The sequence below is a fragment of the Gammaproteobacteria bacterium genome, from assembly GCA_013151035.1.
Taxonomy (GTDB): Bacteria; Pseudomonadota; Gammaproteobacteria; order JAADJB01; family JAADJB01; genus JAADJB01.
The window spans coordinates 53826-78447 of record JAADJB010000042.1; the positions used below are offsets into that span (position 1 = coordinate 53826).

35 protein-coding genes are annotated in these 24622 nt (G+C 46.8%); 2 read left to right on the forward strand and 33 right to left on the reverse strand.

Features of this window, described 5'->3' with window-relative positions:
• Window positions 1-2 precede the first annotated feature (2 nt).
• From GXP22_09520 to ssb, 3 genes are read right to left on the reverse strand one after another with little or no spacing between them, the layout of a single operon-like run.
• On the reverse strand, window positions 3-3098 hold the full coding sequence (locus GXP22_09520) for an efflux RND transporter permease subunit (protein NOX09704.1): 3096 nt from the start codon (window positions 3096-3098) through the stop codon (window positions 3-5).
• Complete coding sequence (locus tag GXP22_09525) at window positions 3098-4618, reverse strand: TolC family protein (protein NOX09705.1); 1521 nt, start codon at window positions 4616-4618, stop codon at window positions 3098-3100. The genes GXP22_09520 and GXP22_09525 overlap by 1 nt, the downstream gene beginning before the upstream one ends.
• Window positions 4599-5081 carry a single-stranded DNA-binding protein gene (gene ssb / locus GXP22_09530; GenBank protein ID NOX09706.1) on the reverse strand — a complete coding sequence of 161 codons (483 nt, stop codon included), beginning with the start codon at window positions 5079-5081 and terminating at the stop codon, window positions 4599-4601. Before ssb ends, GXP22_09525 begins: the two co-directional genes overlap by 20 nt.
• Before the next feature lie 411 nt (window positions 5082-5492).
• Here ssb and GXP22_09535 point away from each other — a divergent pair, with 411 nt between their 5' ends.
• A complete protein-coding gene (locus tag GXP22_09535; GenBank protein ID NOX09707.1) occupies window positions 5493-6308 on the forward strand; it encodes a PEP-CTERM sorting domain-containing protein in 816 nt (271 codons plus the stop codon).
• Between the two features lie 47 nt (window positions 6309-6355).
• Here the strand turns inward: GXP22_09535 and GXP22_09540 are convergent, their stop codons facing one another.
• On the reverse strand, window positions 6356-7726 hold the full coding sequence (locus GXP22_09540) for an MFS transporter (protein ID NOX09708.1): 1371 nt from the start codon (window positions 7724-7726) through the stop codon (window positions 6356-6358).
• Window positions 7727-7820: 94 nt separating this feature from the next.
• On the opposite strand from GXP22_09540, the gene uvrA reads away from it, so the two are divergent.
• Window positions 7821-10649, forward strand: a complete 2829-nt coding sequence (gene uvrA / locus GXP22_09545; GenBank protein ID NOX09709.1) for an excinuclease ABC subunit UvrA — start codon at window positions 7821-7823, stop codon at window positions 10647-10649.
• A 128-nt stretch (window positions 10650-10777) separates the two neighbouring features.
• Here uvrA and rplQ read toward each other — a convergent pair whose 3' ends face one another.
• From rplQ to GXP22_09690, 29 genes are all read right to left on the reverse strand, one after another.
• Window positions 10778-11182 carry a 50S ribosomal protein L17 gene (gene rplQ / locus GXP22_09550; protein ID NOX09710.1) on the reverse strand — a complete coding sequence of 135 codons (405 nt, stop codon included), beginning with the start codon at window positions 11180-11182 and terminating at the stop codon, window positions 10778-10780.
• A gap of 51 nt (window positions 11183-11233) precedes the next feature.
• Window positions 11234-12226, reverse strand: a complete 993-nt coding sequence (gene rpoA, locus GXP22_09555; GenBank protein NOX09711.1) for a DNA-directed RNA polymerase subunit alpha — start codon at window positions 12224-12226, stop codon at window positions 11234-11236.
• A 20-nt stretch (window positions 12227-12246) separates the two neighbouring features.
• Window positions 12247-12873, reverse strand: a complete 627-nt coding sequence (gene rpsD / locus GXP22_09560) for a 30S ribosomal protein S4 (protein NOX09712.1) — start codon at window positions 12871-12873, stop codon at window positions 12247-12249.
• A 14-nt stretch (window positions 12874-12887) separates the two neighbouring features.
• Complete coding sequence (gene rpsK / locus GXP22_09565) at window positions 12888-13277, reverse strand: 30S ribosomal protein S11 (GenBank protein ID NOX09713.1); 390 nt, start codon at window positions 13275-13277, stop codon at window positions 12888-12890.
• A 52-nt stretch (window positions 13278-13329) separates the two neighbouring features.
• Window positions 13330-13686: a 30S ribosomal protein S13 gene (rpsM, locus tag GXP22_09570; protein ID NOX09714.1), complete on the reverse strand. Its 357-nt coding sequence runs from the start codon at window positions 13684-13686 to the stop codon at window positions 13330-13332.
• 180 nt (window positions 13687-13866) lie between these two features.
• Entirely contained in the window at window positions 13867-13980 is a 114-nt protein-coding gene (gene rpmJ, locus GXP22_09575; protein ID NOX09715.1) for a 50S ribosomal protein L36, read from the reverse strand.
• Window positions 13981-14000: 20 nt separating this feature from the next.
• Window positions 14001-15332, reverse strand: a complete 1332-nt coding sequence (gene secY / locus GXP22_09580; GenBank protein NOX09716.1) for a preprotein translocase subunit SecY — start codon at window positions 15330-15332, stop codon at window positions 14001-14003.
• Window positions 15333-15338: 6 nt separating this feature from the next.
• Window positions 15339-15773: a 50S ribosomal protein L15 gene (rplO, locus tag GXP22_09585; GenBank protein ID NOX09717.1), complete on the reverse strand. Its 435-nt coding sequence runs from the start codon at window positions 15771-15773 to the stop codon at window positions 15339-15341.
• Window position 15774: 1 nt separating this feature from the next.
• Entirely contained in the window at window positions 15775-15963 is a 189-nt protein-coding gene (rpmD, locus tag GXP22_09590; GenBank protein NOX09718.1) for a 50S ribosomal protein L30, read from the reverse strand.
• A 3-nt stretch (window positions 15964-15966) separates the two neighbouring features.
• Window positions 15967-16473, reverse strand: a complete 507-nt coding sequence (gene rpsE / locus GXP22_09595) for a 30S ribosomal protein S5 (GenBank protein ID NOX09719.1) — start codon at window positions 16471-16473, stop codon at window positions 15967-15969.
• Between the two features lie 10 nt (window positions 16474-16483).
• Complete coding sequence (gene rplR, locus GXP22_09600; protein ID NOX09720.1) at window positions 16484-16837, reverse strand: 50S ribosomal protein L18; 354 nt, start codon at window positions 16835-16837, stop codon at window positions 16484-16486.
• Window positions 16838-16902: 65 nt separating this feature from the next.
• Window positions 16903-17436, reverse strand: coding sequence for a 50S ribosomal protein L6 (gene rplF / locus GXP22_09605; GenBank protein NOX09721.1), 534 nt, complete (start codon window positions 17434-17436; stop codon window positions 16903-16905).
• Between the two features lie 14 nt (window positions 17437-17450).
• On the reverse strand, window positions 17451-17846 hold the full coding sequence (rpsH, locus tag GXP22_09610) for a 30S ribosomal protein S8 (GenBank protein ID NOX09722.1): 396 nt from the start codon (window positions 17844-17846) through the stop codon (window positions 17451-17453).
• Between the two features lie 31 nt (window positions 17847-17877).
• Window positions 17878-18183, reverse strand: a complete 306-nt coding sequence (gene rpsN / locus GXP22_09615) for a 30S ribosomal protein S14 (protein ID NOX09723.1) — start codon at window positions 18181-18183, stop codon at window positions 17878-17880.
• Between the two features lie 12 nt (window positions 18184-18195).
• On the reverse strand, window positions 18196-18735 hold the full coding sequence (gene rplE / locus GXP22_09620; protein NOX09724.1) for a 50S ribosomal protein L5: 540 nt from the start codon (window positions 18733-18735) through the stop codon (window positions 18196-18198).
• A gap of 19 nt (window positions 18736-18754) precedes the next feature.
• The gene (gene rplX, locus GXP22_09625; GenBank protein NOX09725.1) at window positions 18755-19075 is read right to left on the reverse strand and encodes a 50S ribosomal protein L24; all 321 of its coding nucleotides are present in this window, start codon (window positions 19073-19075) and stop codon (window positions 18755-18757) included.
• A gap of 15 nt (window positions 19076-19090) precedes the next feature.
• Entirely contained in the window at window positions 19091-19459 is a 369-nt protein-coding gene (gene rplN, locus GXP22_09630) for a 50S ribosomal protein L14 (protein NOX09726.1), read from the reverse strand.
• Complete coding sequence (rpsQ, locus tag GXP22_09635) at window positions 19456-19719, reverse strand: 30S ribosomal protein S17 (GenBank protein ID NOX09727.1); 264 nt, start codon at window positions 19717-19719, stop codon at window positions 19456-19458. Before rpsQ ends, rplN begins: the two co-directional genes overlap by 4 nt.
• Complete coding sequence (rpmC, locus tag GXP22_09640; GenBank protein NOX09728.1) at window positions 19716-19919, reverse strand: 50S ribosomal protein L29; 204 nt, start codon at window positions 19917-19919, stop codon at window positions 19716-19718. Before rpmC ends, rpsQ begins: the two co-directional genes overlap by 4 nt.
• Complete coding sequence (gene rplP / locus GXP22_09645; protein NOX09729.1) at window positions 19919-20332, reverse strand: 50S ribosomal protein L16; 414 nt, start codon at window positions 20330-20332, stop codon at window positions 19919-19921. The genes rpmC and rplP overlap by 1 nt, the downstream gene beginning before the upstream one ends.
• 12 nt (window positions 20333-20344) lie before the next feature.
• Window positions 20345-21001, reverse strand: coding sequence for a 30S ribosomal protein S3 (gene rpsC, locus GXP22_09650; protein NOX09730.1), 657 nt, complete (start codon window positions 20999-21001; stop codon window positions 20345-20347).
• Window positions 21002-21044: 43 nt separating this feature from the next.
• Window positions 21045-21374 (reverse strand): 50S ribosomal protein L22, encoded by a 330-nt coding sequence (rplV, locus tag GXP22_09655; GenBank protein NOX09731.1) that lies wholly within the window; start codon window positions 21372-21374, stop codon window positions 21045-21047.
• A 12-nt stretch (window positions 21375-21386) separates the two neighbouring features.
• On the reverse strand, window positions 21387-21659 hold the full coding sequence (gene rpsS, locus GXP22_09660) for a 30S ribosomal protein S19 (protein NOX09732.1): 273 nt from the start codon (window positions 21657-21659) through the stop codon (window positions 21387-21389).
• Window positions 21660-21689: 30 nt separating this feature from the next.
• Window positions 21690-22517, reverse strand: a complete 828-nt coding sequence (gene rplB, locus GXP22_09665; protein NOX09733.1) for a 50S ribosomal protein L2 — start codon at window positions 22515-22517, stop codon at window positions 21690-21692.
• 37 nt (window positions 22518-22554) lie between these two features.
• Window positions 22555-22851 carry a 50S ribosomal protein L23 gene (gene rplW, locus GXP22_09670; GenBank protein ID NOX09734.1) on the reverse strand — a complete coding sequence of 99 codons (297 nt, stop codon included), beginning with the start codon at window positions 22849-22851 and terminating at the stop codon, window positions 22555-22557.
• Window positions 22848-23450, reverse strand: coding sequence for a 50S ribosomal protein L4 (gene rplD, locus GXP22_09675; GenBank protein NOX09735.1), 603 nt, complete (start codon window positions 23448-23450; stop codon window positions 22848-22850). The genes rplW and rplD overlap by 4 nt, the downstream gene beginning before the upstream one ends.
• Window positions 23451-23453: 3 nt before the next feature.
• Complete coding sequence (gene rplC, locus GXP22_09680) at window positions 23454-24104, reverse strand: 50S ribosomal protein L3 (GenBank protein NOX09736.1); 651 nt, start codon at window positions 24102-24104, stop codon at window positions 23454-23456.
• A 72-nt stretch (window positions 24105-24176) separates the two neighbouring features.
• Complete coding sequence (rpsJ, locus tag GXP22_09685) at window positions 24177-24494, reverse strand: 30S ribosomal protein S10 (GenBank protein NOX09737.1); 318 nt, start codon at window positions 24492-24494, stop codon at window positions 24177-24179.
• A gap of 33 nt (window positions 24495-24527) precedes the next feature.
• On the reverse strand, window positions 24528-24622 hold a 95-nt coding region (locus GXP22_09690), incomplete at its 5' end, for an elongation factor Tu (protein ID NOX09738.1).

Sequence of the window (24622 nt, forward strand, 5' to 3'; positions counted from 1 at the left end):
CCTCAAGCACGCCTTGTAAACCAGCACTTCACATCATGCCCCGCAGCCAGTGCTGCGGGAATAACAATCAGTGTCACCAGGGTTGAAAAGGTCAGCCCCCAGGAAAGTGCCAGTGCCATCGGTGACACAAATCCATCCAGTCCACCCCAGCCATAGGCGGTCGGTAACAAACCAACAACCGTTGTCATGGCTGTGAGTAAAACTGCACGCAGCCTTCTTCTACCTGCCTGCATGATGGCATCTATCATCTCCAGACCCGACTGTCTGGCACGTTGGATAAACACCAGCAACACCAGTGAACTATTCACCACCACACCGGTTAGTGCCACCATACCCAGACTGGAGAAAAAAGATAACGGCATCGGCTTCCAGTAAATATTATGCAGATAAAAACTGAATATAATCCCGATTGCCCCAAAGGGAATCGCTAACATCACCAGAAAGGGGTAACTCATATTGTTAAACTGTATCGCCAGGATAAAAAAGATCGCAACCAGGGCAAAGGCAAAGGCGATAATCAGGCTAACAAAGGACTCCTGATTCTTTTCTTCTTCACCGCCATAATGCACATTCACCTTGTCATAAAGATCGCCCAACCATTCTGCCTGATGCTCCAGAACCAGCGTGTTCAATGCTAAACTCGATAATTTGATAACATCAACATCGGCGACAACATTAACAATTCGCACACCTTCACTATGACGAATCGTGGTATAGCCCGGATGTGACTCAAAATATGATATCTTGCTTAACGGCACCCTATCATTTCGATTATTGGATACATACAGGGATGCCAACTGATCAACATCCTTTCCTGCGGTATCCGGGAAACGAATCGTCACATCAAGCTCTTCGGTTCCTCTGCGCACCGTTGATACCACCAAACCACCGGTAGCCGCGCGTATGGTCTGAGCCACATTAGCCAGATCAACCCCGACATAGGTAGCACGCTCACGATCAAGGATAAGATGCAATTCATCATCGCCTCGTCTTAAACCACTATCAATCATAGTCACCCCATCAATCGTTTGCAGATATTGCATGAGTTGCCGCGCCGCCTGCTGCGTCTGAACATCCTTATGCGCGGAGATACTCACCTCCAGCGCCCGACCCACCGGAGGACCGGGTCGTAGCGCCGTAGTTGCAATATCAAAGGCAGGAAATTTCTCCTTTAGTATATGATCCAGACGATACATATCATCCATCGCATTATGTCCCGCTCGGCTAACAGCAGGGGTATAGATGGCACGAATCTGTCCATAACGGCTGCCACGCTGGGTTAGTGGATCACCCTGATCGACCGAAATGTCACCACTCCTTGCCAGGGTAGCCTGTAGGTAATCCGGGTTAATATAGGCACGCATCTCGGTATCCACATCCTTGAGGTTTTGCCTCATACTACGCAGGTCTGTACCCGGTTTCGCGATTACACGCACAATAAATTCATCCACACCCTCTGGTGGAAACAACTGAAACGACATAGTTCGAGCCAACATCATGGCTGCCACCAGAACCAGGATGGCGACCATCACCGTCAACCAGCGAAAACGAAGAGCCCAGGCTAATACCCGGACATAAAAATCCTCCAACGCAATCAGCCATTTCCGCTCCGGTGGATGTTTGTCAGCATGAGTAACATGGGCAACATGACTGGGCAGAATAAGAAAGGATTCCAGCCAGGAAAAGATCAGCAAGGAGATCACCACCATTGGGATGGCAATAATAAATTTACCAATAATCCCACTCATAAACATCATCGGTAGAAAGGCCGCGACGGTCGTCATAATCGTTGTTGTCACCGGGCCTAACAATTCCATTGCACCCTGCACTGCCGCCTGCATGGGTCGAACCCCCTGCTCCATGTGCCAGGTAATATTCTCACCAATAATAATGGCATCATCCACCAGCATACCCAATACCATGATAAACCCCATCATGGAGATCAGATTCAGTGTCATCCCCGCCAGATATAAAGAAAATATCCCACTCATAAAGATAATAGGTAGCCCCCAGGTGGTAGTCATTGCCACCGAAAAGCGCAAGAACAATAACAAGGTAATAAAGACCAGACCCAGACCCAGGATGCCATTATTAGTTAACACGCCTAAACGCACACGGGCAAAACGTGAAAAATCCTGAAAAGTCTTTACTGTGAGATCATTACCATAGATTGCTGGAATCGTTTCAATATAGGCTTTGATACGATCGACCGTCTTGATGATGTCCGCGTCGGATTTTTTTAGTATCAAAAAAGATAATGCCGGCTCACCAGCAATATCCTCCAGGGTTTGAGGCTCAACTAGAGCCTCCTCTATATCAGCCACATCCATCAGGCGTACAATATCACCGCGATCATTGGCGCGTAACACCAGATCCTGCGCATCATGGATATCAGAGAACTCACCCACAATGCGCACTGTCTTCTGCCCCGCTGCGGTCAGGATATCGCCACCCGGCGCATTCAGATTCCAGCCCTTCACCTTGTTGACCAGATCTCGCACGGTAATATGATGCTGCCGCATACGCTCAGGATCGACAACAATACGAATCTCCGCCTTTCTCTCACCCAGGATCTGCGCCTTGGCGATACCCTCAATATTCAACAGATCATCCTGTAGCTTGTCACCCAGACGCTTTAATGCCAACTCATCCAGGGGTGCGGATACCGACATCCGTATAATAGGAAAAACACCCCCATCGACCTCCAGCACACTGGGATCATAAGGTAGATCTGCGGGTAATTTTGCACGATCAACCGCCAGTGATATCTCGCTGCTGATACGTGCACGATTATTAGCATCCGGATCAAGCTCCATCACAATACGCCCTGAACCTGGAAACGCAGTTGACTTCATGCTATCAATCCCGTTCAGAGAACGTAGCTCTTGCTCAATAGGTGTAATCACCAACTGCTCCAGCTCTTCGGGGGATGCGCCGGGATAGACAACATTAATATGCACCTGATCGAGATTAACATTGGGAAATGCCTCGATACGCAACAACATCACCGAGGTCACCAGACCCAGCGCCAACAGAAATACCGAGATCAAATTGACCACCAGACTACGTTCCACCAGGAAGCGGATAATAAGCTGCACTACAACGCACCCTCTTTAATAAAGCTCAAATAGGCGGGTAGTTCAACCTCATCCCATAAACCACCCTGAATAATACTAATCCGTTTTAACAGCCTGAGTATATCCAGCTCTTGCGAGGCAAGAGCCAACTCAACGTTTGATAATTGGTTCTCAAAGGCAATGACTTGATCCATATCCATACGCCCATCCCGATAGCGCCATTCTGCATCACTTAATTTATCTTGTTCAACAGACAGACTAGCCCGCTGTGCCCGCAAGGTATAAACACTGTCCGTCAGCTCCGTTAGTAATGATGCAACATCGTATTTCAGTCCATCCAGATATTGCGTCTTTTGCTGTAACATCAACCCCCGTTGTAATTGTGCCTGATAGAGTTCAGCATCAACCCCATCACGGTTCATGCTTTGCTTAAACTCAAATCGGAAACCGCCGATTATTTCGTTATCCATATAGGATGACACCAGTAGATCACCACGCAGATCACGATCACCGGCAAATAAAACCAGGTCCAGTTGATTCTTGCGTGCATCTCGGCGCACAGCAATCTGACCCTCAATCTGTGTTAATTGTATTTCAAACTGTCTAAGCTGTGGGCTATACTGCTGTGCCTGCGCCAACACCGTGTCATGCTCAAAGTGATTGACAGTCTTATTCTGAATCACCAGAGAAAACACCTCATCCCAACGATTCCCCATTAAACGATTAAGGGCAATCTGTTGCTGACGCACTTGTGATTTTAATATTTGCTGTTGCGCATACAGTGATTTTAGCTGCGCCTGTACCTGCAACTGATCCTTTCCTTCAGCAACACCTAATTGACTCCGTTCGTTAATATAGTCCATTAATCGTTGTGCGCGTTTAATCGACTGCCGTCCATTACTCAAACGCATCTCATTACTTGCCAGGGCATAATAAAGATCCACCAACTGCCACGCCAGGCGATCCGCCTGCATCATTAAGTTGGTTTGTTGAACATCGACACCGCGCCCGCTATCGGCAACTGCCTGCTGATAAGGTAGATTACCTTTGCCCTTTTGTAGCGGGATACGGTAGCTCAGATCGAGACGAGTATCAGTGTAGGGATTAGGAAATCCAGGAATCAGACTGACATCCGCCCGGTTATAGGCCAGACTCGCAGATAACGATACCGTCTCCCCCGTAGCCAGTTGCCGTGTCAGTTGTGTATTGAGATCAAGCACATCATTCGGTGAACCAAAGAAGGATACATCATGCCGCACACCTGCGGCTGCACCCAGTTGCCAACCCAGACGACTACGCACCCTCTTGCCTTCATGTTGTGCAGACTGCAGTTCAAGCATGGCTATCTTTAATGAGGGGTGATAATTCAGCACGCGCGCCAATACCTGGTGCACGTCCAGGGTTCCTGCCTGTAATGGTGAAGCAAGAAAAATCAGCGCAACAAATGGGGTCAGAGCACTTGAAAAGGAAAGAGGAACTAAAGGCTCCTCTTTCCTTTTCAAGTGCTCTGACCCCACCATGCTAGAACGGAATATCATCATCCAGATCATCCATCGCTGCTGCGGGTGCAGATGCAGGTGATGCGGCTGGTTGTGACTGTGGTTGTGACTGTGGTGGTGATTGCGATCGTGACTGCTGATTATCAAAAGCAGCTGAGCCTGAACCGGCACGACCACCTAACATCTGCATCTCGCTAGCAACAATCTCCGTGGTGTAACGATCATTACCACTCTTGTCCTGCCACTTGCGAGTACGCAAGGAACCTTCAACATAAACCTGTGAACCCTTTTTCAGGTATTCACCCACAATCTCTGCCAGACGATTGAAGAACACCACATTGTGCCACTCGGTACGTTCTTGTTTATCTCCGGTTTGTTTATCTTTCCATGAATCCGTTGTTGCAATCGTTACATTAGCCGCCGCACCACCACTCGGCATATAACGTACATCCGGATCTTTACCCAGATTACCCACCAGAATCACCTTATTAACACCTCTTGCCATATCCATCTCCTATTATCAACAGCCACCCATCCCTGGATGGGGTCATTATCAATTAAGTGTCTATCATACTATGTGCCTGAGCAAAACCAAACAACAAATATTTAACTATCCCGACAAACTCTTTAAAAACACATAAGCAAATGTTTTTAAAGGATTAATAAAAAATAAACACCTCCACAAAAAAACCACTGTTAAAATAATTTACACTATTTTTAAAAATAAGGGGTGTTTTTTTACAGAAAATAACAACTATAAAAACAATAACATCACTTATTAATCAATAAGTTATAAAAATAAAACCGATCACAAGCACAAGATAATCGTCGAAAAAACTTACACTACACCTATTTTTTATTATAAACGTAAGAATTATCCTTTTATTTTCAAACACTTGAAAAACTGGCACGGTTGATGCTTAGTGTTAATACCAAGGACACGACGAAAACACTTGGTAATGAAAAAAGGATTTTCATTAAACATATTTTAGGAGTTTTAATAATGAACAACACGACGATCAAAAAAAGCGTAAAGGCATTAGTTGCCGCATCATTAATCACATTGAGCATGAACAGCAGTGCCGCACTGATTGATTATGGCAGCTTCACCTTTGACAATGTTAACAATCTTGATTGGCTCGACCTGACAGCCACACAGGGCATGTCTTATGATGATGTTGAGATAGCCATTCACGGTAACGGTTATATAACGACGGCCAGCGTACCGCTCGGTAGTCTGTCCGCATGGGAACATGCCACACTGGCTCAGGTCAATGATCTGTTTACACAGTTTGGGGTTCCTCTCGTTACTCAGAATATCAATTCCAATATCATAGACCCTGGAATCGCTACCATGGTTAGCTATCTAGGTGACACTCTAGCAAACACCCCTAAAGGTCTATTAGGCTATACCGGCAGCTTCGGTATTACAGAGGAATCCATCAACGTAGATAAGCATGTCTCTATGGGCGCATTATTTACAGGACCTGATGTCCCAGCACCTCAAAATGCTTACCGTGCCAGCGGGACATTAGAGAGATGGGACAGTACTGAATGGTCTTTTGCTGGTCACTTCCTGGTTCGTAGCAATAATCAATGCATAGGCGATTCTAATTTAGAAGCCTGCATCACCATTGATGGCCCAAACCCTGTTCCTGTTCCAGCAGCGGTATGGTTATTCGGTTCAGGTTTGCTTGGTATGGTCGGAGTGTTTCGTCGTAAGAAAAAATAACTATAAAAGTAGTGCTTATTTAGAGGAAGCCTTTGGCTTCCTTTTTTTTATTTCAAATTCCGGGAAGAAGACACCTGATACTGAAACAACTGCTCCTCATCCAGCGCATGAGGATCAACCTTGAGATAAGCCACCTTATCTTCAGCAATAACGACAGCCTCGGCTACACCACTCACCTGAGTGAGACGCAATGCCAACTGCCTTGCCTGTTGCTCATCGAGAGAACCAACCGATAACAGATAACTGGTCAAATAACGTGGATTCTTCATTGACCATGCCACCAATGCCCATAATAACGCCACGGCAACACACAACAAAAAAACACTTGCCAGACCATAGATCCCCTGCAACCAACCCGCACTAGCCCCGCCTAAAAAGGCGCCCAAAAACTGTGAACTGGAATAAAAACCCATCGCTGTTCCCTTATTGGAAGCGGGCGCCATCTTGGAGATCAGAGAAGGTAAAATGGCCTCCAGGGTATTAAATGCGGTATAAAATACCGCTAATGCAATAAAAATACCCCATGCGTTGGCATGTTCAAACCAGAGCATAAGTTCGGCTATCGCCAACACCAACACTGAACCAATAAAGACCGACTTCATACGACGATGTTTTTCCGCCTGCAAGATCAACGGGATCATCGCCACAACAGAAAGCAATAATGCTGGCAAATAGATCTTCCAGTGACTATTCACATCCAGCCCTGCCACATCTCGAATAATCACCGGCAATACCACAAAGCTCGCCATCAGGATAAAATGCAAACAAAGAATACCCAGATCCAGACGCAATAGCTGTCGATCCTTTAACACCGATTGAAATTGTTCCGGCACCGCCTGCGCATCCCGGTGCAGGTGACTATGAACAGGATCAGGGACGATCAGGTACAAGATACCAATACCGATAATCGCCAGTACTGCCGTAAACCAAAAGATACCCGGAACACCGATCCAGGTATTAAGCAGCGGCCCTGCGATCAAGGCAACGGCAAAAGACATCCCGATACTAATACCAATGGTCGCCATCGCCCGAATACGGTTTTCTTCCCGCGTAAGGTCCGCAACCAGTGCCATCACAGCAGCAGCAATAGCACCCGCACCTTGCAAGGCGCGGCCAAAGATAACCATATAGATCGAATCAGCCATAGCAGCCACGACACTGCCCAGCGCAAAGATCACCAGCCCCATCGCAATGACCGGTTTACGCCCAATACGATCGGATAATAGGCCATAAGGAATTTGTAACAAGGCCTGCGTCAAACCGTAGGCACCGAGGGCGATACCGATCAACAGTGGGGTTGCACCTTCCAGCTCATCGGCATAGAGAGAAAATACCGGCAGGATCATAAATAAACCCAGCATACGAAAGACAAATATGCCGGCAAGCGATTGCACGGCACGACGCTCCATTGAGCTCATCGCCTGTCGTACTGTATTTGATTTATTCAAGATTAACTGCCCAAAGGTAGCAAAGAGCAGTATAGTAGCAGGTTAGCTGATTAACTGGAACGCCATGAATACCATCCGCATTCAGGGGGCACGCACCCACAACCTGAAAAACATCGATATTGATCTACCCAGAGACCAACTGATTGTCATTACTGGCTTGTCTGGTTCGGGCAAATCATCACTCGCCTTTGATACCATTTATGCCGAAGGGCAACGACGCTATGTCGAATCGCTATCGGCTTATGCCCGCCAATTTCTGTCGATGATGGAAAAACCGGATATTGACCATATCGAAGGTCTGTCACCCGCTATCTCTATCGAACAAAAAGCCACCTCACATAACCCACGTTCAACGGTAGGTACCATTACCGAGATCCACGATTATCTGCGTCTGCTCTTTGCCCGTACCGGTAGTCCACAATGCCCGCAACATGGAACCACTCTGGAGGCGCAAACCGTCAGCCAGATGGTCGACCATACCCTGGGGATGGGCGAAGGTAACAAGCTAATGTTATTAGCACCCATCGTGCAAGCGCGTAAGGGTGAACATATCCATGTGCTGGATGAACTACGCGCCCAGGGCTTTGTACGTGCCCGTATTGATGGCAAGATCATTGAACTGGAGCAGACACCCACGCTTGACCTAAAGCTCAAACACAGCATTGATGTCGTGGTTGACCGCTTTCGTGTCCGCGATGACATACAAATCAGATTAGCTGAATCCTTTGAGACCGCCCTGCGTTTGTCTGATGGGCTGGCATGTATTGCCTTTATGGATGAGCCTGAGCGGGAAGATACTGTCTTCTCCGCTAAATTTGCCTGCCCTGAATGCGGTTACTCCCTCTCCGAACTGGAACCCCGTCTGTTTTCCTTCAATAACCCGGTGGGTGCCTGTCCCGAGTGCGATGGCCTGGGAATAAAATCGGTATTTAACCCGGAACGCGTGGTCACCCATCCACATCTCAGTCTGGCAGGTGGTGCCATACGCGGCTGGGATCAAAGAAACACCTATTACTTTCAACTGATCAGTTCATTGGCAGATCACTATGAATTTGAGATCGACACCCCATTTGATGAGCTACCGCTCAATATACAGGCGGTCATTCTACAAGGCAGTGGTGATGAAATTATTGAATTCCAGTATCTCAATGAACGCAGTGGCTTCACCACTCGACAACATAGCTTTGAGGGCATCATCCCCAATATGGAGCGCCGTTATCGTGAGACTGAATCCAATGCGGTACGCGATGAGCTGGCAAAATATCTGATCAGTCAGGCTTGTCCCGACTGTCAGGGCACACGCCTCAACCAACAGGCACGACATGTCTTCATCAATGGTCATAATCTACCCGATCTCAGTGCCTTACCCGTCGGTCAGGCACAGGCCTTTTTTACCCAACTTGAGCTACCGGGCAAACGTGGGGCCATTGCCAAAAAAATAACCCATGAAATCAGCCAACGTCTCGACTTCCTGGTTAATGTTGGACTCGATTATTTATCACTGGAACGGAGTGCCGATACGCTATCCGGTGGTGAGGCGCAGCGTATTCGTCTTGCCAGCCAGATTGGTGCTGGCCTGGTCGGTGTTATGTATGTATTGGATGAACCTTCTATCGGTCTGCACCAGCGCGATAACGAACGACTGTTGCATACATTGAATTACCTGCGTGATCTAGGCAATACCGTGATTGTTGTCGAACATGATGAAGAGGCTATTCGCAGTGCCGATCATGTCGTTGATATGGGACCGGGTGCCGGGGTGCATGGCGGAGAGATTATTGCTCAGGGCACACCTGATGATATTCTCAAAAACAAGAACTCTATTACTGGTCAGTATCTGTCAGGGGAAAGAGGCATTAGCATCCCCCAACGCCGTTGCCAACCTGATGCTGAACGTCAATTAGTCATTCGTGGCGCGAGCGGCAATAACCTGAAAAATATTGATGCACACATCCCCGTAGGCATCATGACCTGCATCACCGGGGTATCGGGTTCCGGGAAATCCACCCTGATTAATGACACGCTACATCTGCATGCGGCACAGACTCTGAACAAGGCCAGCACCAATCCAGCGCCCTGTGACAGCATTGATGGGCTAGACCTGTTTGATAAAGTTGTTGATATCAATCAAAGCCCTATTGGGCGCACCCCACGTTCTAATCCAGCGACCTATACCGGGTTATTCACGCCTATGCGTGAACTCTTTGCCGGAACCCAGGAGGCTCGTTCCCGTGGTTACAAACCGGGTCGATTCAGTTTTAATGTTAAAGGTGGACGCTGTGAGTCCTGTCAAGGGGATGGTGTCATAAAGGTAGAGATGCACTTTCTACCCGACATCTATGTGCCCTGTGATGTCTGCCATAGCAAACGCTATAATCGTGAAACTCTGGAGATTCGCTACAAGGGCAAGAATATCTTTGAGGCCCTCGATATGACGGTAGAGGATGCACTGGAATTCTTCAGTGCGGTGCCCACCATCCACAAGAAACTGGCAACATTAGTCGATGTTGGACTGTCCTACCTCAAACTTGGACAAAATGCCACCACCTTGTCCGGTGGTGAGGCTCAACGAGTCAAGTTGGCACGCGAGTTATCCAAACGCGATACCGGCAATACACTCTATATACTGGATGAACCCACTACCGGGCTTCATTTCCACGATATTGAACAATTACTGACCGTGCTGCATCGTCTACGCGATCATGGTAATACCATGGTTGTTATTGAACACAATCTTGATGTAATCAAGACCGCTGATTGGGTGATTGATCTGGGGCCAGAGGGGGGCGATGGCGGTGGTGAGATTATTGTCAGTGGTACACCGGAACAGGTGGCAGCTTGTAGTGAGTCGCATACGGGGCGGTTTTTGAAGCCGGTGTTGGGGATAGGCTGATTAAATAAGGTCCGTGGTACGCACGGACTGGGGACAGAGCACAATAAAAAAGGGGAGAGCATGAATGCTCTCCCCTTTTTTATTGCGCTCTGTCCCCGGGATATACGTACCACGGACCTCAATATATACTAACCAGCAGCCTGCTCCAGCTCACCTTCCAGCACTTCTTCTGTCACGGGACGATCAACCAGTTCAACATAGGCCATTGGAGCCTTATCACCGGTACGGAAACCCATCTTCAGGATACGCAGATAACCACCTGGGCGATCCTTGTAACGTGGGCCAATCTCGGTGAAGAGCTTGGTTACGATATCACGATCACGCATGCGTGAAAATGCGATACGGCGATTATGAACACTATCGACCTTTGCCAGTGTAATCAGTGGCTCAACTACACGACGTAGTTCTTTTGCCTTAGGCAAAGTCGTCTTGATCACTTCATGATCCAGCATCGATACTGCCATATTACGAAACATAGCCTTACGATGACTGCTATTACGATTTAATTGTCGACCCGACTTGCGATGACGCATGGTACCAAAACCTCAAAATTCTTATCTTAATAAAACCTGACCATCAAAGGATCAGGATGCCTTGCCCTTTAACCCAGGTGGCGGCCAGTTTTCCAGTCGCATTCCCAGAGACAAGCTATGACTTGCCAGAACATCCTTGATTTCGGTAAGTGATTTCTTACCCAAATTAGGTGTCTTCAATAGATCTGTCTCAGCACGCTGAATCAGATCACCAATATAATAAATACTCTCTGCCTTCAGGCAATTGGCAGAACGAACCGTCAACTCCAGATCATCGACCGGACGCAATAAAATTGGATCAATCGCAGCGGAAGTATCTTCCTCTTCAACCTCTTCCTTACTTTCCAGATCAACAAATACTGACAACTGATCCTGCAGGATGGTTGCTGCACGACGAATAGATTCTTCAGGATCCACCGTACCATTAGTCTGTAGATCAACAATCAGTTTATCCAGATCGGTACGTTGTTCTACACGTGCCTTTTCAACAGAATAAGAGATTCGATCAACTGGACTGAATGAGGCATCAATCTGCAAATCACCGATAGGGCGATCCTCACCCTCAGGAAAAATACGCTGAGTAACGGGTTCATAACCACGTCCTGAGCGAATCTTGAGCTTCATCTTAAGCACACCGGAACCGGTAATATTGGCAATCACATGATCCATATTGAGAATCTCAACATCATGATCAAGCGTAATATCCGCAGCCGTTACCGGGCCTTCGCCACTCTTCTCAAGATCCAGAACCACTTCATCATGAGAGTGCATAAGAATTGCCAGGCCTTTCAGATTAAGCAGGATATCAATCACATCTTCCTGCACACCTTCCAGTGTGGAATACTCATGAAGCACACCATCAATGTGTACGCTGGTCACCGCACTGCCAGGCAGTGATGACAACAGGATACGACGCAGGGCATTGCCCAACGTATGTCCAAATCCACGTTCTAATGGTTCTATCGTAACCTTTGCCCGACGATCATTAATTAACTGAATATCGACGATCTTTGGTTTTAAAAAATCACTGACCTTACCCTGCATGGGAAGTCCTCACCTGTCACTTACTTGGAGTACAGCTCAACAACTAGCTGTTCGTTAATTTCTGCTGGCAGTTCACTGCGTTCAGGTATTGATTTGAACACACCTTCCATCTTCTTGGCATCAACCTCGAGCCATTCAGAAATGCCACGCTGTTGTGCCAGATCCAGAGCCGAAGTAATACGCAACTGTGAACGAGACTTTTCATTCACAGTAATCTTTGCCTCTGGTTGTACCTGGAACGATGGAATGTTCACACGAACCGCATCAACTGAAATCGCGTTATGGCGAACCAGCTGACGTGCCTCACTGCGCGATGCAGCAAAGCCCATACGATAGACCACATTATCCAGACGACATTCCAGAGTCTGTAACAGGTTCTCACCGGTAGAACCCTTGGAGCGTGCTGCTGCCTGGTAATAGTTACGGAACTGACGTTCCAATACACCATAAATTCGACGTAATTTCTGCTTCTCGCGTAACTGAATACCGTAGTCTGTCAAACGAGAACGACGCTGTCCATGCTGCCCTGGTGGGAAAGGACGCTTATCAAGCGCACACTTATCGGTGAAACATTTTTCACCCTTAAGAAATAACTTACTGCCTTCCCGACGACACTGACGGCACTTGGATCCAATATATTTGGCCATTTTATTCTCCTGCCCTATACCCGACGTTTCTTTGGTGGACGACAACCATTATGAGGTATCGGGGTCACGTCAGAAATATTAGTGATACGAAAACCAATGGCATTCAATGCACGCACAGCAGAATCACGACCTGGTCCCGGTCCTTTAACAAGAACCTCAATGTTCTTCATGCCAAAGTCCTGAGCAATCTTACCTGCACGTTCAGATGCAACCTGTGCCGCAAAGGGTGTGCTTTTGCGTGAACCACGGAAGCCCGAACCACCAGCCGTTGCCCATGAAAGAGCATTACCCTGACGATCAGAAATCGTAATAATTGTATTATTGAAAGAAGCATGGATATGGGCGATACCATCAACCACATTCTTCTTTACCTTTTTGCGTACACGCGTTATTGCTTTTGCCATTGTTCTGCTATCCTGATGATTGTTATTCGACAATCAGCTCTGTTAAATGAGTCTATCTACGAATCGGACGTCTTGGACCCTTACGAGTACGCGCATTAGTCTTGGTGCGCTGCCCCCTTAAAGGCAGACCACGTCGGTGACGCAAGCCCCTGTAACAACCGAGATCCATCAATCGCTTGATACTCATGGAGACCGTACGGCGTAAATCACCTTCAACGATGTATTCACCGACTGCACCACGCAGGGCTTCCAGTTCAGCATCGGTCAAATCCTTTATCTTGCGCGCCCCATCAACATCTGCCTTCTCACAGATCTTGGTTGCACGAGTGGGACCAATGCCATAAATTGATGTTAATGCTATTCTCGTGTGCTTATGCACCGGAATATTAATACCTGCAATACGAGCCATAATCTATCCGCTTTTCTGAACAAACAGTTTTCTTTACGCCTAACGAAAACGCGCTAGCATAACGCTTGTGACGCTGAAAATCAATTCCTAATATCAAAACCCGATTATTTTATTAAATAATAACCTGGAATTCGTTTCTTCTACTTATCCCTCTGAAAAAAGAGGGCCAAACTGCCAGGCTTAACCCTGACGTTGTTTATGTCGACCATCTTTGCAAATCACACGTACAACACCTTTACGACGAACAATTTTGCAATTCCGGCACATTTTTTTTACTGATGCACGCACTTTCATTTCAACACCTATTTTAAATTCTAAGCCTTTAAATTGGACTTCTTCATCAAACCTTCATATTGATGAGACATAAGATGCGCCTGCACCTGAGCCATAAAATCCATCACCACTACAACAATAATCAACAACGATGTACCACCAAAATAAAACGGTACATTCCAGTACAAAATCAAGAACTCCGGCATCAAACAGACCGAGGTAATATAAATCGCACCGGCCAATGTCAAACGTGTCATAACCGAATCAATATAACGTGCTGTTTGATCACCTGGACGAATCCCGGGAATAAAAGCACCCGATTTTTTCAGGTTATCTGCCGTTTCTCTGGCATTGAATACCAACGCCGTATAAAAGAAGCAGAAAAATATAATTGCCAGGGCATACATCAACACATATAAAGGCTGACCGGGGGATAGAGCCGAGGCAATATCCTTCATCCACTCCATACCCTGCGCTTCACCAAACCAGCCACCGAGCGTTGCCGGAAACAGGATAATGCTAGAGGCAAAAATAGGTGGAATCACACCTGCCATATTCAGCTTCAACGGTAAATGCGTACTCTGTGCCGCATAGACCCGACGCCCCTGCTGCCGCTTCGCATAATTCACTGTAATCCGGCGTTGCCCACGTTCGACAAAAACAACAAAACCGGTTACCGCTATAGCCAAAGCAAACAAAAACAGAATCGCTATTGCATTCAGTTCACCGGTACGCGCCAATTCCAGCGTGCCACCTATTGCTGTCGGTAAACCAGCAACAATACCCGCAAAGATAATCATGGAGATACCGTTACCCAAGCCACGTTCAGTGATCTGTTCACCCAACCACATCAAAAACATGGTTCCAGTAACCAGGGTAACAATCGCCGTTAATACGAAAGTAGAGCCTGGGTTAATCACCAGCTGATTACCACCCATCTGCTGACTCTGTAAACCAATAGCAATACCACTGGCTTGCATGGTCGCCAATACAACCGTTCCATAACGGGTATATTGAGTAATTTTACGTCGTCCTGCCTCACCCTGTTTCTTGATCTGCTCCAGAGCCGGCACCGTGACTGTCATCAACTGCATAATAATCGATGCCGAAATATACGGCATGATACCCAATGCAAAGATAGACAATCGTTCCAGCGCACCACCAGAGAACATGTTAAACATGTCCAGGATGGTACCCTTTTGCTGTTCAAATAACTGCGCCAGCACCATGGGATCAACACCAGGAACCGGAACAAATGTACCCGCTCTAAAGACAAAGATTGCCGCTAAAACAAAGAACAAACGCTGGCGTAATTCGGTTAATTTTCCAACATCACCAACCGCACCCGCGATACTATTTCCTTGCTTGGCCACCGTTGATTAATCCTCGACCTTGCCGCCAGCCGCTTCAATGGCTGCGCGTGCACCTTTAGTTACTCTAATACCCTTCACCGTAACGGCTTTGTCAATACTACCCGACAATATAATCTTTACACGCTCGATATTACCCGAGACCAGGCCCGCTGACTGAATAGCCGGAAAATCAATAACATCCGCATCAACCTTGGCCAATTCACCTAAACGAATCTCATCCGTCTTGCGACCGACCATGGTACTAAAGCCAACCTTTGGCAGTCGACGCTGCAAAGGCATCTGCCCGCCTTCAAAACCTACCTTGGTAAAACCACCCGAACGAGACTTCTGCCCCTTGTGTCCACGACCACCGGTCTTGCCCAGGCCTGAACCAATACCACGACCACGTCGCTTAGCATCTTTTTTACTGCCGTCTGCCGGCTTTAAAGTATTCAGGCGCATCTTAAACTTCCTCACATGTAACCATGTACGACACTTTATTAATCATGCCGCGATTTTCTGGTGTATCAATCACTTCTACACTATGACGAACCCGACGCAAACCCAGACCAATGACACAGGCCTTATGAGTTCTCAAACGACCAATCGTACTTTTCGTCAGTGTTACCTTTAATTTCTTTGCTTCAGCCATGACCTACCCCAGAATATCCTTTACCGACTTACCACGTTTTGCCGCAACATCCTCTGGCGAATACATGCTCTCCAGACCTTGCATTGTTGCACGCACAACGTTAATTGGATTATTGGAACCAATACATTTGGCCAATACATCATGCACACCAACCACTTCAAAAACAGCTCGCATGGCACCACCTGCAATAATACCGGTACCTTCAGAGGCAGGCTTCATGAATATTTTAGCAGCACCATGACGACCCTTATGCGCATAATGCAAGGTGCCACCATTCAGGCTAATGTTTTTCATATTCTTGCGGGCATCTTCCATTGCTTTTTGAATAGCAATAGGAACCTCGCGCGCCTTACCGCGACCAAAACCAATCTTACCATTACCATCACCAACAACCGTTAGTGCAGTAAAGCCGAATTGACGACCACCTTTTACTACCTTGGCAACGCGATTAACCGCAACCAGTTTTTCTAAAAGGCCATCACCTTTTGCCTGTGCATCAGCAGCTGACATGATTTAATCCTTATATTTCCAGACCGTTTTCACGCGCAGCATCCGCCAACGCCTGTATACGACCATGATATCTAAAACCTGAACGATCAAAAGCAACCTTTTCTATACCTGCTGCCTTTGCCTTCTCGGCAATTAATTTACCCACTGCAGTCGCAGCTTCGATGTTGCCTGTGTTTTTCAGGCTAGTCTTTAATTCAGTACCAACCGTAGAGGCACTTGCCAACACTTTACCGCCTGTTGGATCGATAACCTGAGCATAAATATGACGCGGCGTACGGTGTATACACAAACGATGGGCACCTAACTCACGGATCTTAGCTCTAGCCCTGCGCGAACGACGCATACGTGCTGCTTTCTTATCCATATTACTAAACCTTACCAAACATTATGTAAAAGGTATTCCCCTTTACGATTAAATCAAACAACCAACTATTTCTTCTTGGCTTCCTTACGAACAATATGCTCACCGGCATACCTCACACCCTTGCCCTTATAAGGCTCTGGTGGACGATAGGCACGAATTTCTGCAGCAACCTGGCCAACCTTCTGCTTATCAACACCTCTGACAATCACTTCTGTCTGGCTCGGTGTTTCAACGGAAATACCGTCACGCACAACATAATCAACCGGATGAGAGAAACCCAATGAAAGGCTTAGCTTGCTACCCTGTACCTGCGCACGATAACCCACACCAACCAATTCCAGCTTCTTCTCATAGCCCTGGCTTACACCAATGACCATATTATTAATCAATGAACGCGTTGTACCCGCCAAAGCCATTGCTGATCTTGAATCATTGTTTGGCTTAAAGGTCAGCACCTCACCATCACGATTTATCTCAACGGCTTCATGAATCTCATGATGCAAGTTACCCTTCGGTCCTTTTACATCCACCTTCTGTCCATCAATACTGACATCAATACCTGATGGCACCTGAATGGGACTCTTTGCTACTCTAGACATATCTAAATCCTGAATTAACTAACAGTGCAAAGAATTTCGCCACCCTGACCAGCGGCACGTGCTGCACGATCAGTCATAACGCCCCTGGAGGTAGAAACGATAGCGATACCTAAACCACTCTGTACCTGCGGGATAGCATCTTTGCCTTTATAAATACGCAAACCAGGGCGACTAACACGATCAATCGTAGCAATCACTGGCTTACCTTCAAAATACTTTAATGTTACAGTCATCACAGGTTTGCCATCAAGATCCTGATTAGCATAATCTATAATATAACCTTCATCCTTCAACACCGCAGCAATAGACTGCTTCTTTGTGGATGCCGGCATGGAAACGTCTACTTTTCCTGCGGACTGGCCATTTCTGATGCGGGTTAACATATCCGCAATTGGGTCGCTCATACTCATAATTCGATACCAATATGTATACTGTTAATAATTACCAGCTAGCCTTAACCAAACCGGGTACATCACCACGCATTGCCGCTTCACGCAGTTTGTTTCGACACAAACCAAACTTGCGATATACGCCATGTGGGCGACCGGTTATCTGACAACGTCTCCGTTGACGAACCGGACTTGCATCACGAGGAAGCTTTTGTAACTTACCCTGTGCTGCCATAATCTCTTCATAACTTGATTCATGATTTTTGATAATCGCCTTTAATGCCGTTCTTTTGTCTGCATATTTAGCAACTGTCTTTGTGCGCTTTAACTCACGCTGAACCATTGATACCTTAGCCATATCCTGTACTCCTTAACTTCTGAACGGGAAACTAAAAGCACTTAACAGGGCTTTGGCTTCTTCATCGGTTGGTGCTGATGTTGTAATCGTCACATTCAAACCACGCAAGGTATCAATCTTGTCGTAATCAATCTCAGGGAATATGATCTGTTCACGCACACCCATACTATAGTTTCCACGACCATCAAAGGCCTTCGGACTCATGCCACGGAAATCACGAATACGAGGGATCGCAATACTGACCAAGCGATCAAGGAACTCATACATACGCTTACTACGCAGTGTCACCTTACAACCAATTGGCCAACCTTCACGTACCTTGAATCCAGCAACCGATTTGCGAGCCAAAGCCACAACAGGCTTTTGACCAGCGATCTTTTCCATATCGGAAACCGCATGCTCGATGATCTTTTTATCACCAATTGCTTCACCAACACCCATATTCAGTGTGATCTTGGTAATCTGGGGCACCTGCATCACATTCTTGTAAGCAAACTGTTCTTGCAGTTGCTTAACGACTGTGTCGCGGTAATAATCCTGTAATCTTGCCATCAACCTTTACCTATGCTACTTACGCGTCTACCACTTCACCAGTGGATTTAAAATAACGAACCTTACGACCATCCTCAAGAGTGCGAATTCCTACACGCTCTCCCTTATCGGACTGCGGATTATACAGCATCACGTTGGAAAGCTGAAGTGCAGCTTCCTGCTCCATGATTCCACCCGCAATACCCTTTGCAGGATTAGGCTTAACATGACGCTTGATAATGTTTACATTCTCAACAATCACACGACCTTGATCCGTGATTATACGGGTAATCGTTCCACGCTTACCTTTGTCTTTTCCTGCGATGACAATAACCTCATCACCTGTTTTCATCTTGCGCATAATAAAACGTCCTTACTATAAAACTTCTGGAGCGAGTGAAATAATCTTCATAAAACGCTCACTACGGAGTTCACGAGTGACCGGCCCAAATATACGCGTTCCGATTGGCTGAAGCTGGGCATTCAAGAGCACCGCTGCATTTGAATCAAAACGAATGATAGAACCATCAGGTCTACGTACACCCTTAGCGGTACGAACAACCACTGCGTTATAAACCTCGCCTTTCTTAACCTTGCCACGAGGTATCGCTTCTTTCACACTAACTTTAATGATGTCACCAATAGCAGCATAACGACGATGTGAACCACCCAGCACCTTGATGCACTGCATCCGGCGCGCGCCGCTATTGTCAGCCGCCTGTAACATGGTTTGCATTTGTATCATGATTGCACCCGTTCATTAACCTTAACCAGCGTCCAGGACTTCAGCTTTGAAAGCGGACGACACTGTTCCACTGTCACCAAATCACCTGCCTGACACTCATTATTCTCATCATGCACATGCAGTTTTGTTGAACGACGCATATATTTACCATATAACGCATGTTTCACCTTGCGTTCGATCAAAACGGTAATCGTCTTGTTCATCTTGTCACTAACAACGCGACCTGTAAGGGTGCGGATAGTCTTGTCTGCTTCACTCATGCCTTGTCACCTGATGCTGTTTTCTCATTCACAAGAGTCTTTACCATGGCTATATTACGACGCACATCCTTTAACAAATGTGTCTGCGTCAATTGTCCAGTCGCCTTTTGCATACGCAAATTAAAATGCTCGCGCATCAGACCCTCTAGTTCAGACGTTAATTCATCGCCTGATTTGCTTCGTAATTCACTCGCCTTCATCACATCACCGTCCGACTAACGAAGGTTGTTTTCATTGGTAATTTTGCAGAGGCAAGCTTAAATGCATGCCTGGCAATCTCTTCTGAAACACCTTCAATCTCATAAAGAACCCGACCAGGCTGAATTTTGCATACCCAGTATTCAACATTACCCTTACCTTTACCCATACGAACCTCGATAGGTTTTTTGGTAATCGGCACATCAGGGAACACACGAATCCAGAGCTTACCTGTTCGTTTCACATGTCTGGTGATTGCACGACGAGCCGCCTCAATCTGTCTCGCCGTAAGCTGACCACGAGCAATTGCCTTCAGGCCAAACTCACCAAAACTCACCTTACTACCTGCCAGCGCAAGACCACGATTGCGACCTTTATGCTGCTTTCTAAACTTTGTTCTTTTCGGCTGTAGCATCTCTTGTACTCCTTAGCTTGCCGCAGTCGCTGCATCAGCCTTTTCGAAAACTTCACCACGGAAGATCCAGACCTTTACACCAATAATGCCATAAGTGGTACTTGCCTCAGCAAATCCATAATCAATATCTGCACGCAGGGTATGAAGCGGCACACGACCTTCTCTATACCATTCTGTACGCGCAATCTCAGCGCCATTCAAACGGCCTGCGACATTAATACGAATACCCTCAGCACCCAAACGCATACTATTTGTTACTGCACGTTTCATTGCACGGCGGAACATAATACGACGTTCCAGCTGTTGTGCAACACTCTCGGCAACCAGTTGCGCTTCTAGTTCAGGCTTGCGAATCTCTTCCACACGAATATGAGTATTAACACCCATCATGGTAGAAACTTCCATGCGCAGCTTTTCAATATCCTCGCCCTTCTTGCCAATCACAATACCAGGACGGGCCGTATGAACAACGATCTCAGCTGAATTCGCCAGTCGCTCAATCTGAATACGCGATACAGATGCATGAGCTAATTTCTGCTTAACAAAATCACGGACCTTAAGATCCCTGATTAGATAATCAGCATAATCCTTGGAATCGGCATACCACTTGGATGTCCAGTCTTTTACGATTCCCAGGCGTATTCCGGTTGGATGTACTTTCTGACCCATACTGTCTCTCTCGTTTTTATCCGTTCTACGTTAAAACTATTCGTTAATCACCAACGGTGATCAAAATATGGCTGGTTCTTTTCAAGATCCGATTGCCACGACCCTTTGCACGTGCACGCCAACGCTTCTGTGTTGGACCTTCATCCACACAAATTGCTGACACCTTCAGTTCATCAATATCTGCACCTTCGTTATGCTCGGCATTGGCGATAGCAGACTCAAGAACCTTCTTAACTAAAAAAGCAGCCTTTTTAGGGCTAAAAACCAATATTTCCAATGCACGTTCAACCGGCAAACCACGAACTTGATCCGCTACCAGACGACATTTTTGTGCAGAAATATGCGCATGTCTCATTTTTGCATTAACTTGCATTTCCCGTCCCCTTTACTTCGATTTACGGTCGCCGGAATGGCCACGGAATGTACGGGTTATTGCAAACTCACCCAGTTTATGACCGACCATATTCTCGTTAACCATAACAGGAACATGCTGTCTGCCATTATGAACCGCAATCGTTAAACCAACCATCTGTGGTAAAACCATTGAACGACGAGACCAGGTTTTAATCGGGCGCTTGTTATTGCTGGCTACGGCTTCATCTACCTTTTTCAGTAAATGCGTATCAACAAATGGTCCTTTTCTAATTGAGCGTGGCACTTATCGTTACCTCTATAAATCTAATGAATTCTATTTACGACCGCGACGACGAATAATCATCGAATCGGTACGCTTGTTCTTACGAGTCTTATGACCCTTGGTAGGCATGCCCCATGGGGATACCGGATGACGACCACCGGAGGTACGACCTTCACCACCACCATGCGGGTGATCAACCGGATTCATAGCAACACCACGAACGGTTGGTCGAACACCTCTCCAGCGTGAGGCACCAGCCTTACCCAAAGAACGCAAGCTATGTTCGGAGTTACCGACTTCACCAATCGTTGCACGACATTCGTGACGTATCTTACGCATCTCACCTGAGCGCAAACGCAAGGTGGCATAATCACCTTCACGCGCTACCAACTGCGCACTATTACCCGCACTACGCGCAATCTGTGCACCCTTGCCCAGTTTCATCTCTACACAGTGAACCAGACTACCCATCGGGATGTTGATCAGCGGCATGGCATTACCCGGCTTGATCTCTGCATCTGCACCCGACTGGATACTATCACCCGCCTTAACACCCTTGGCGGCAATAATATAGCGGCGCTCACCATCGGCATACAACACTAATGCCAGATGAGAACTGCGGTTCGGATCATATTCAATACGTTCAACTGTGCCCGGGATTCCATCCTTATCACGCTTGAAATCTACTACGCGATAACGCTGTTTATGCCCACCACCACGATGACGCGTTGTGATCCGACCTTGGTTATTTCGTCCACCAGTCTTGGTCTTCTTGCTCAACAATGGAGCATAAGGTTCGCCCTTATGAAGATCAGGTGTTACCACCTTTACTACAAAACGGCGACCTGGTGAAGTCGGTTTGGTCTTTACAATAGCCATTACTAAAACCTTTTAATCTCGCTGCGCAGACAATGTCTTACGCGGCTCCCATAAAATCAATATCCTGACCTTCTGCAAGTGTCACATAGGCCTTCTTCCAATCCGAACGGCGACCAAAGCGCTGTCCACTACGTTTTACCTTACCCTTGACACGAGCAACCTGAACACCGGTTACTTTGACATCAAACAGAGATTCAACTGCATCACAAATCTCTGGTTTTGTTGCATTCAACAAGACCTTGAAGGCAAATTGGTTATCTTCGGCAAGACGCGCACTCTTCTCAGAGACAATCGGTCCTAACAAAACTTTTAATAAGCGCTCTTGACTACTCACGCGAGTTTCTCCTCAAATGCACGCAATGCTTCAACGGTTAACAGCACCTTATCGAAACCAATCAATGCAACCGGATTAATTCCATCCACATCACTAATACCGACGTGATACAGATTCTGTGCAGCTAAAAACAGATTCTCATCTGCATTTTCACTAATAATAAGTACATCTTCGATATCCATATCACGCAACTTTGAAACCAACTCCTTGGTCTTGGGTGCCGACACAATAAAATCATCAACAATAATCAAACGATCGGTACGCAATAACTCGGATAAAATAGCCTGCATTGCACCACGATACATCTTTCTATTAACCTTCTGCGAGTGATCCTGAGGCCTTGCCGCAAAGGTCACACCACCGCCTCTCCATATCGGGCTGCGTATTGTACCAGATCTTGCGCGTCCTGTACCTTTTTGTCTCCACGGTTTTGCACCACCACCACGAACATCGGATCTCGTCTTCTGTGCACGGGTACCACTACGTGCGCCAGCAAGGTATGCCGTCACGACTTGATGCACCAATGCCTCGCTATATTCGCGATCAAAATTCTTATCAGAAACTTCTACGCTGGAACCACCTTGAACCTGAATTTCCATCGTTTAAGCCTCCTTCGACATCTTAACAGCAGGCTTGACAATCACATCACCGCCTTTTGAACCTGGAACCGAACCCTTAACCAGGATCAGATTACGCTCAGTATCAACACGCACAACCTCAAGATTCTGTATGGTTCTGCGTACATTACCCATATGACCCGACATCTTCTTACCCTTGAATACACGACCGGGGGTCTGATTTTGTCCGATTGAACCCGGTGCACGATGCGAAACCGAGTTACCATGCGTTGCATCCTGCATGGCAAAGTTATAACGCTTAATAACACCCGCGAAACCCTTACCAATACTGGTACCGGCAACATCAACCTTCTGACCGTCAGTAAAGATAGCGACGCTAATCTCGCTACCCGCAGCAATCTCTTCACCTTCACCATCATCCAGACGGAATTCCCACAGGCCACGACCTGCCTCGACTTCTGCCTTGGCAAAATGGCCTGCCATTGCTTTGGTAACCCGTGATGCACGACGGCTTCCTGTGGTTACCTGTAATGCACGATAACCATCGTTATCCAGCGTTTTTACCTGAGTTACTCGATTCGGTGCCACTTCGATCACCGTCACGGGTATTGAAGCACCATCTTCTGTGAAGATACGCATCATTCCCGCCTTTCGCCCTATCAGTCCGATTGTCATTCTAAACACCCCTGCAGTCAATGAGTTGAAGCATATATCTGTAATAGATAAATAGGCTTAAACCCAACCACATCAATTCAATTTAATCTGTACATCCACGCCTGCTGCTAAATCCAGCTTCATCAGCGCATCTACTGTTTTATCTGTTGGATTAACGATATCCATCATACGTTTATGAGTACGAATCTCATATTGATCACGCGCATCCTTGTTAACATGCGGTGAAATCAAGATGGTAAAACGTTCTTTCCTGGTTGGCAGTGGTATTGGACCACGCACCTGCGCACCGGTACGACGTGCAGTCTCAAGAATTTCACGCGCTGATTGATCAATCAGGCGATGATCAAATGCCTTGAGGCGAATACGTATGTTTTGATTCGTAGTAGTCATTTTATTACTCAATCTGTTAAGTCTTTCGGATACTTATTCAATAATCTTGGCAACAACACCGGCACCAACGGTACGACCACCTTCACGAATCGCGAAACGCAGCCCTTCTTCCATTGCAATCGGTGCAA

Bases quoted from the DNA above. Each gene is read 5' to 3' on its own strand.
- GXP22_09525 (NOX09705.1), bottom strand. From the start codon at position 4,618: ATGATGATATTCCGTTCTAGCATGGTGGGGTCAGAGCACTTGAAAAGG.
- ssb (NOX09706.1), bottom strand. From the start codon at position 5,081: ATGGCAAGAGGTGTTAATAAGGTGATTCTGGTGGGTAATCTGGGTAAA.
- GXP22_09535 (NOX09707.1), top strand. From the start codon at position 5,493: ATGCTTAGTGTTAATACCAAGGACACGACGAAAACACTTGGTAATGAA.
- GXP22_09540 (NOX09708.1), bottom strand. From the start codon at position 7,726: ATGAGCTCAATGGAGCGTCGTGCCGTGCAATCGCTTGCCGGCATATTT.
- uvrA (NOX09709.1), top strand. From the start codon at position 7,821: ATGAATACCATCCGCATTCAGGGGGCACGCACCCACAACCTGAAAAAC.
- rplQ (NOX09710.1), bottom strand. From the start codon at position 11,182: ATGCGTCATCGCAAGTCGGGTCGACAATTAAATCGTAATAGCAGTCAT.
- rpoA (NOX09711.1), bottom strand. From the start codon at position 12,226: ATGCAGGGTAAGGTCAGTGATTTTTTAAAACCAAAGATCGTCGATATT.
- rpsD (NOX09712.1), bottom strand. From the start codon at position 12,873: ATGGCCAAATATATTGGATCCAAGTGCCGTCAGTGTCGTCGGGAAGGC.
- rpsK (NOX09713.1), bottom strand. From the start codon at position 13,277: ATGGCAAAAGCAATAACGCGTGTACGCAAAAAGGTAAAGAAGAATGTG.
- rpsM (NOX09714.1), bottom strand. From the start codon at position 13,686: ATGGCTCGTATTGCAGGTATTAATATTCCGGTGCATAAGCACACGAGA.
- rpmJ (NOX09715.1), bottom strand. From the start codon at position 13,980: ATGAAAGTGCGTGCATCAGTAAAAAAAATGTGCCGGAATTGCAAAATT.
- rplO (NOX09717.1), bottom strand. From the start codon at position 15,773: ATGCGCCTGAATACTTTAAAGCCGGCAGACGGCAGTAAAAAAGATGCT.
- rpmD (NOX09718.1), bottom strand. From the start codon at position 15,963: ATGGCTGAAGCAAAGAAATTAAAGGTAACACTGACGAAAAGTACGATT.
- rpsE (NOX09719.1), bottom strand. From the start codon at position 16,473: ATGTCAGCTGCTGATGCACAGGCAAAAGGTGATGGCCTTTTAGAAAAA.
- rplR (NOX09720.1), bottom strand. From the start codon at position 16,837: ATGGATAAGAAAGCAGCACGTATGCGTCGTTCGCGCAGGGCTAGAGCT.
- rplF (NOX09721.1), bottom strand. From the start codon at position 17,436: ATGTCTAGAGTAGCAAAGAGTCCCATTCAGGTGCCATCAGGTATTGAT.
- rpsH (NOX09722.1), bottom strand. From the start codon at position 17,846: ATGAGTATGAGCGACCCAATTGCGGATATGTTAACCCGCATCAGAAAT.
- rpsN (NOX09723.1), bottom strand. From the start codon at position 18,183: ATGGCTAAGGTATCAATGGTTCAGCGTGAGTTAAAGCGCACAAAGACA.
- rplE (NOX09724.1), bottom strand. From the start codon at position 18,735: ATGGCAAGATTACAGGATTATTACCGCGACACAGTCGTTAAGCAACTG.
- rplX (NOX09725.1), bottom strand. From the start codon at position 19,075: ATGCGCAAGATGAAAACAGGTGATGAGGTTATTGTCATCGCAGGAAAA.
- rplN (NOX09726.1), bottom strand. From the start codon at position 19,459: ATGATACAAATGCAAACCATGTTACAGGCGGCTGACAATAGCGGCGCG.
- rpsQ (NOX09727.1), bottom strand. From the start codon at position 19,719: ATGAGTGAAGCAGACAAGACTATCCGCACCCTTACAGGTCGCGTTGTT.
- rpmC (NOX09728.1), bottom strand. From the start codon at position 19,919: ATGAAGGCGAGTGAATTACGAAGCAAATCAGGCGATGAATTAACGTCT.
- rplP (NOX09729.1), bottom strand. From the start codon at position 20,332: ATGCTACAGCCGAAAAGAACAAAGTTTAGAAAGCAGCATAAAGGTCGC.
- rpsC (NOX09730.1), bottom strand. From the start codon at position 21,001: ATGGGTCAGAAAGTACATCCAACCGGAATACGCCTGGGAATCGTAAAA.
- rplV (NOX09731.1), bottom strand. From the start codon at position 21,374: ATGCAAGTTAATGCAAAAATGAGACATGCGCATATTTCTGCACAAAAA.
- rplB (NOX09733.1), bottom strand. From the start codon at position 22,517: ATGGCTATTGTAAAGACCAAACCGACTTCACCAGGTCGCCGTTTTGTA.
- rplD (NOX09735.1), bottom strand. From the start codon at position 23,450: ATGGAAATTCAGGTTCAAGGTGGTTCCAGCGTAGAAGTTTCTGATAAG.
- rplC (NOX09736.1), bottom strand. From the start codon at position 24,104: ATGACAATCGGACTGATAGGGCGAAAGGCGGGAATGATGCGTATCTTC.
- rpsJ (NOX09737.1), bottom strand. From the start codon at position 24,494: ATGACTACTACGAATCAAAACATACGTATTCGCCTCAAGGCATTTGAT.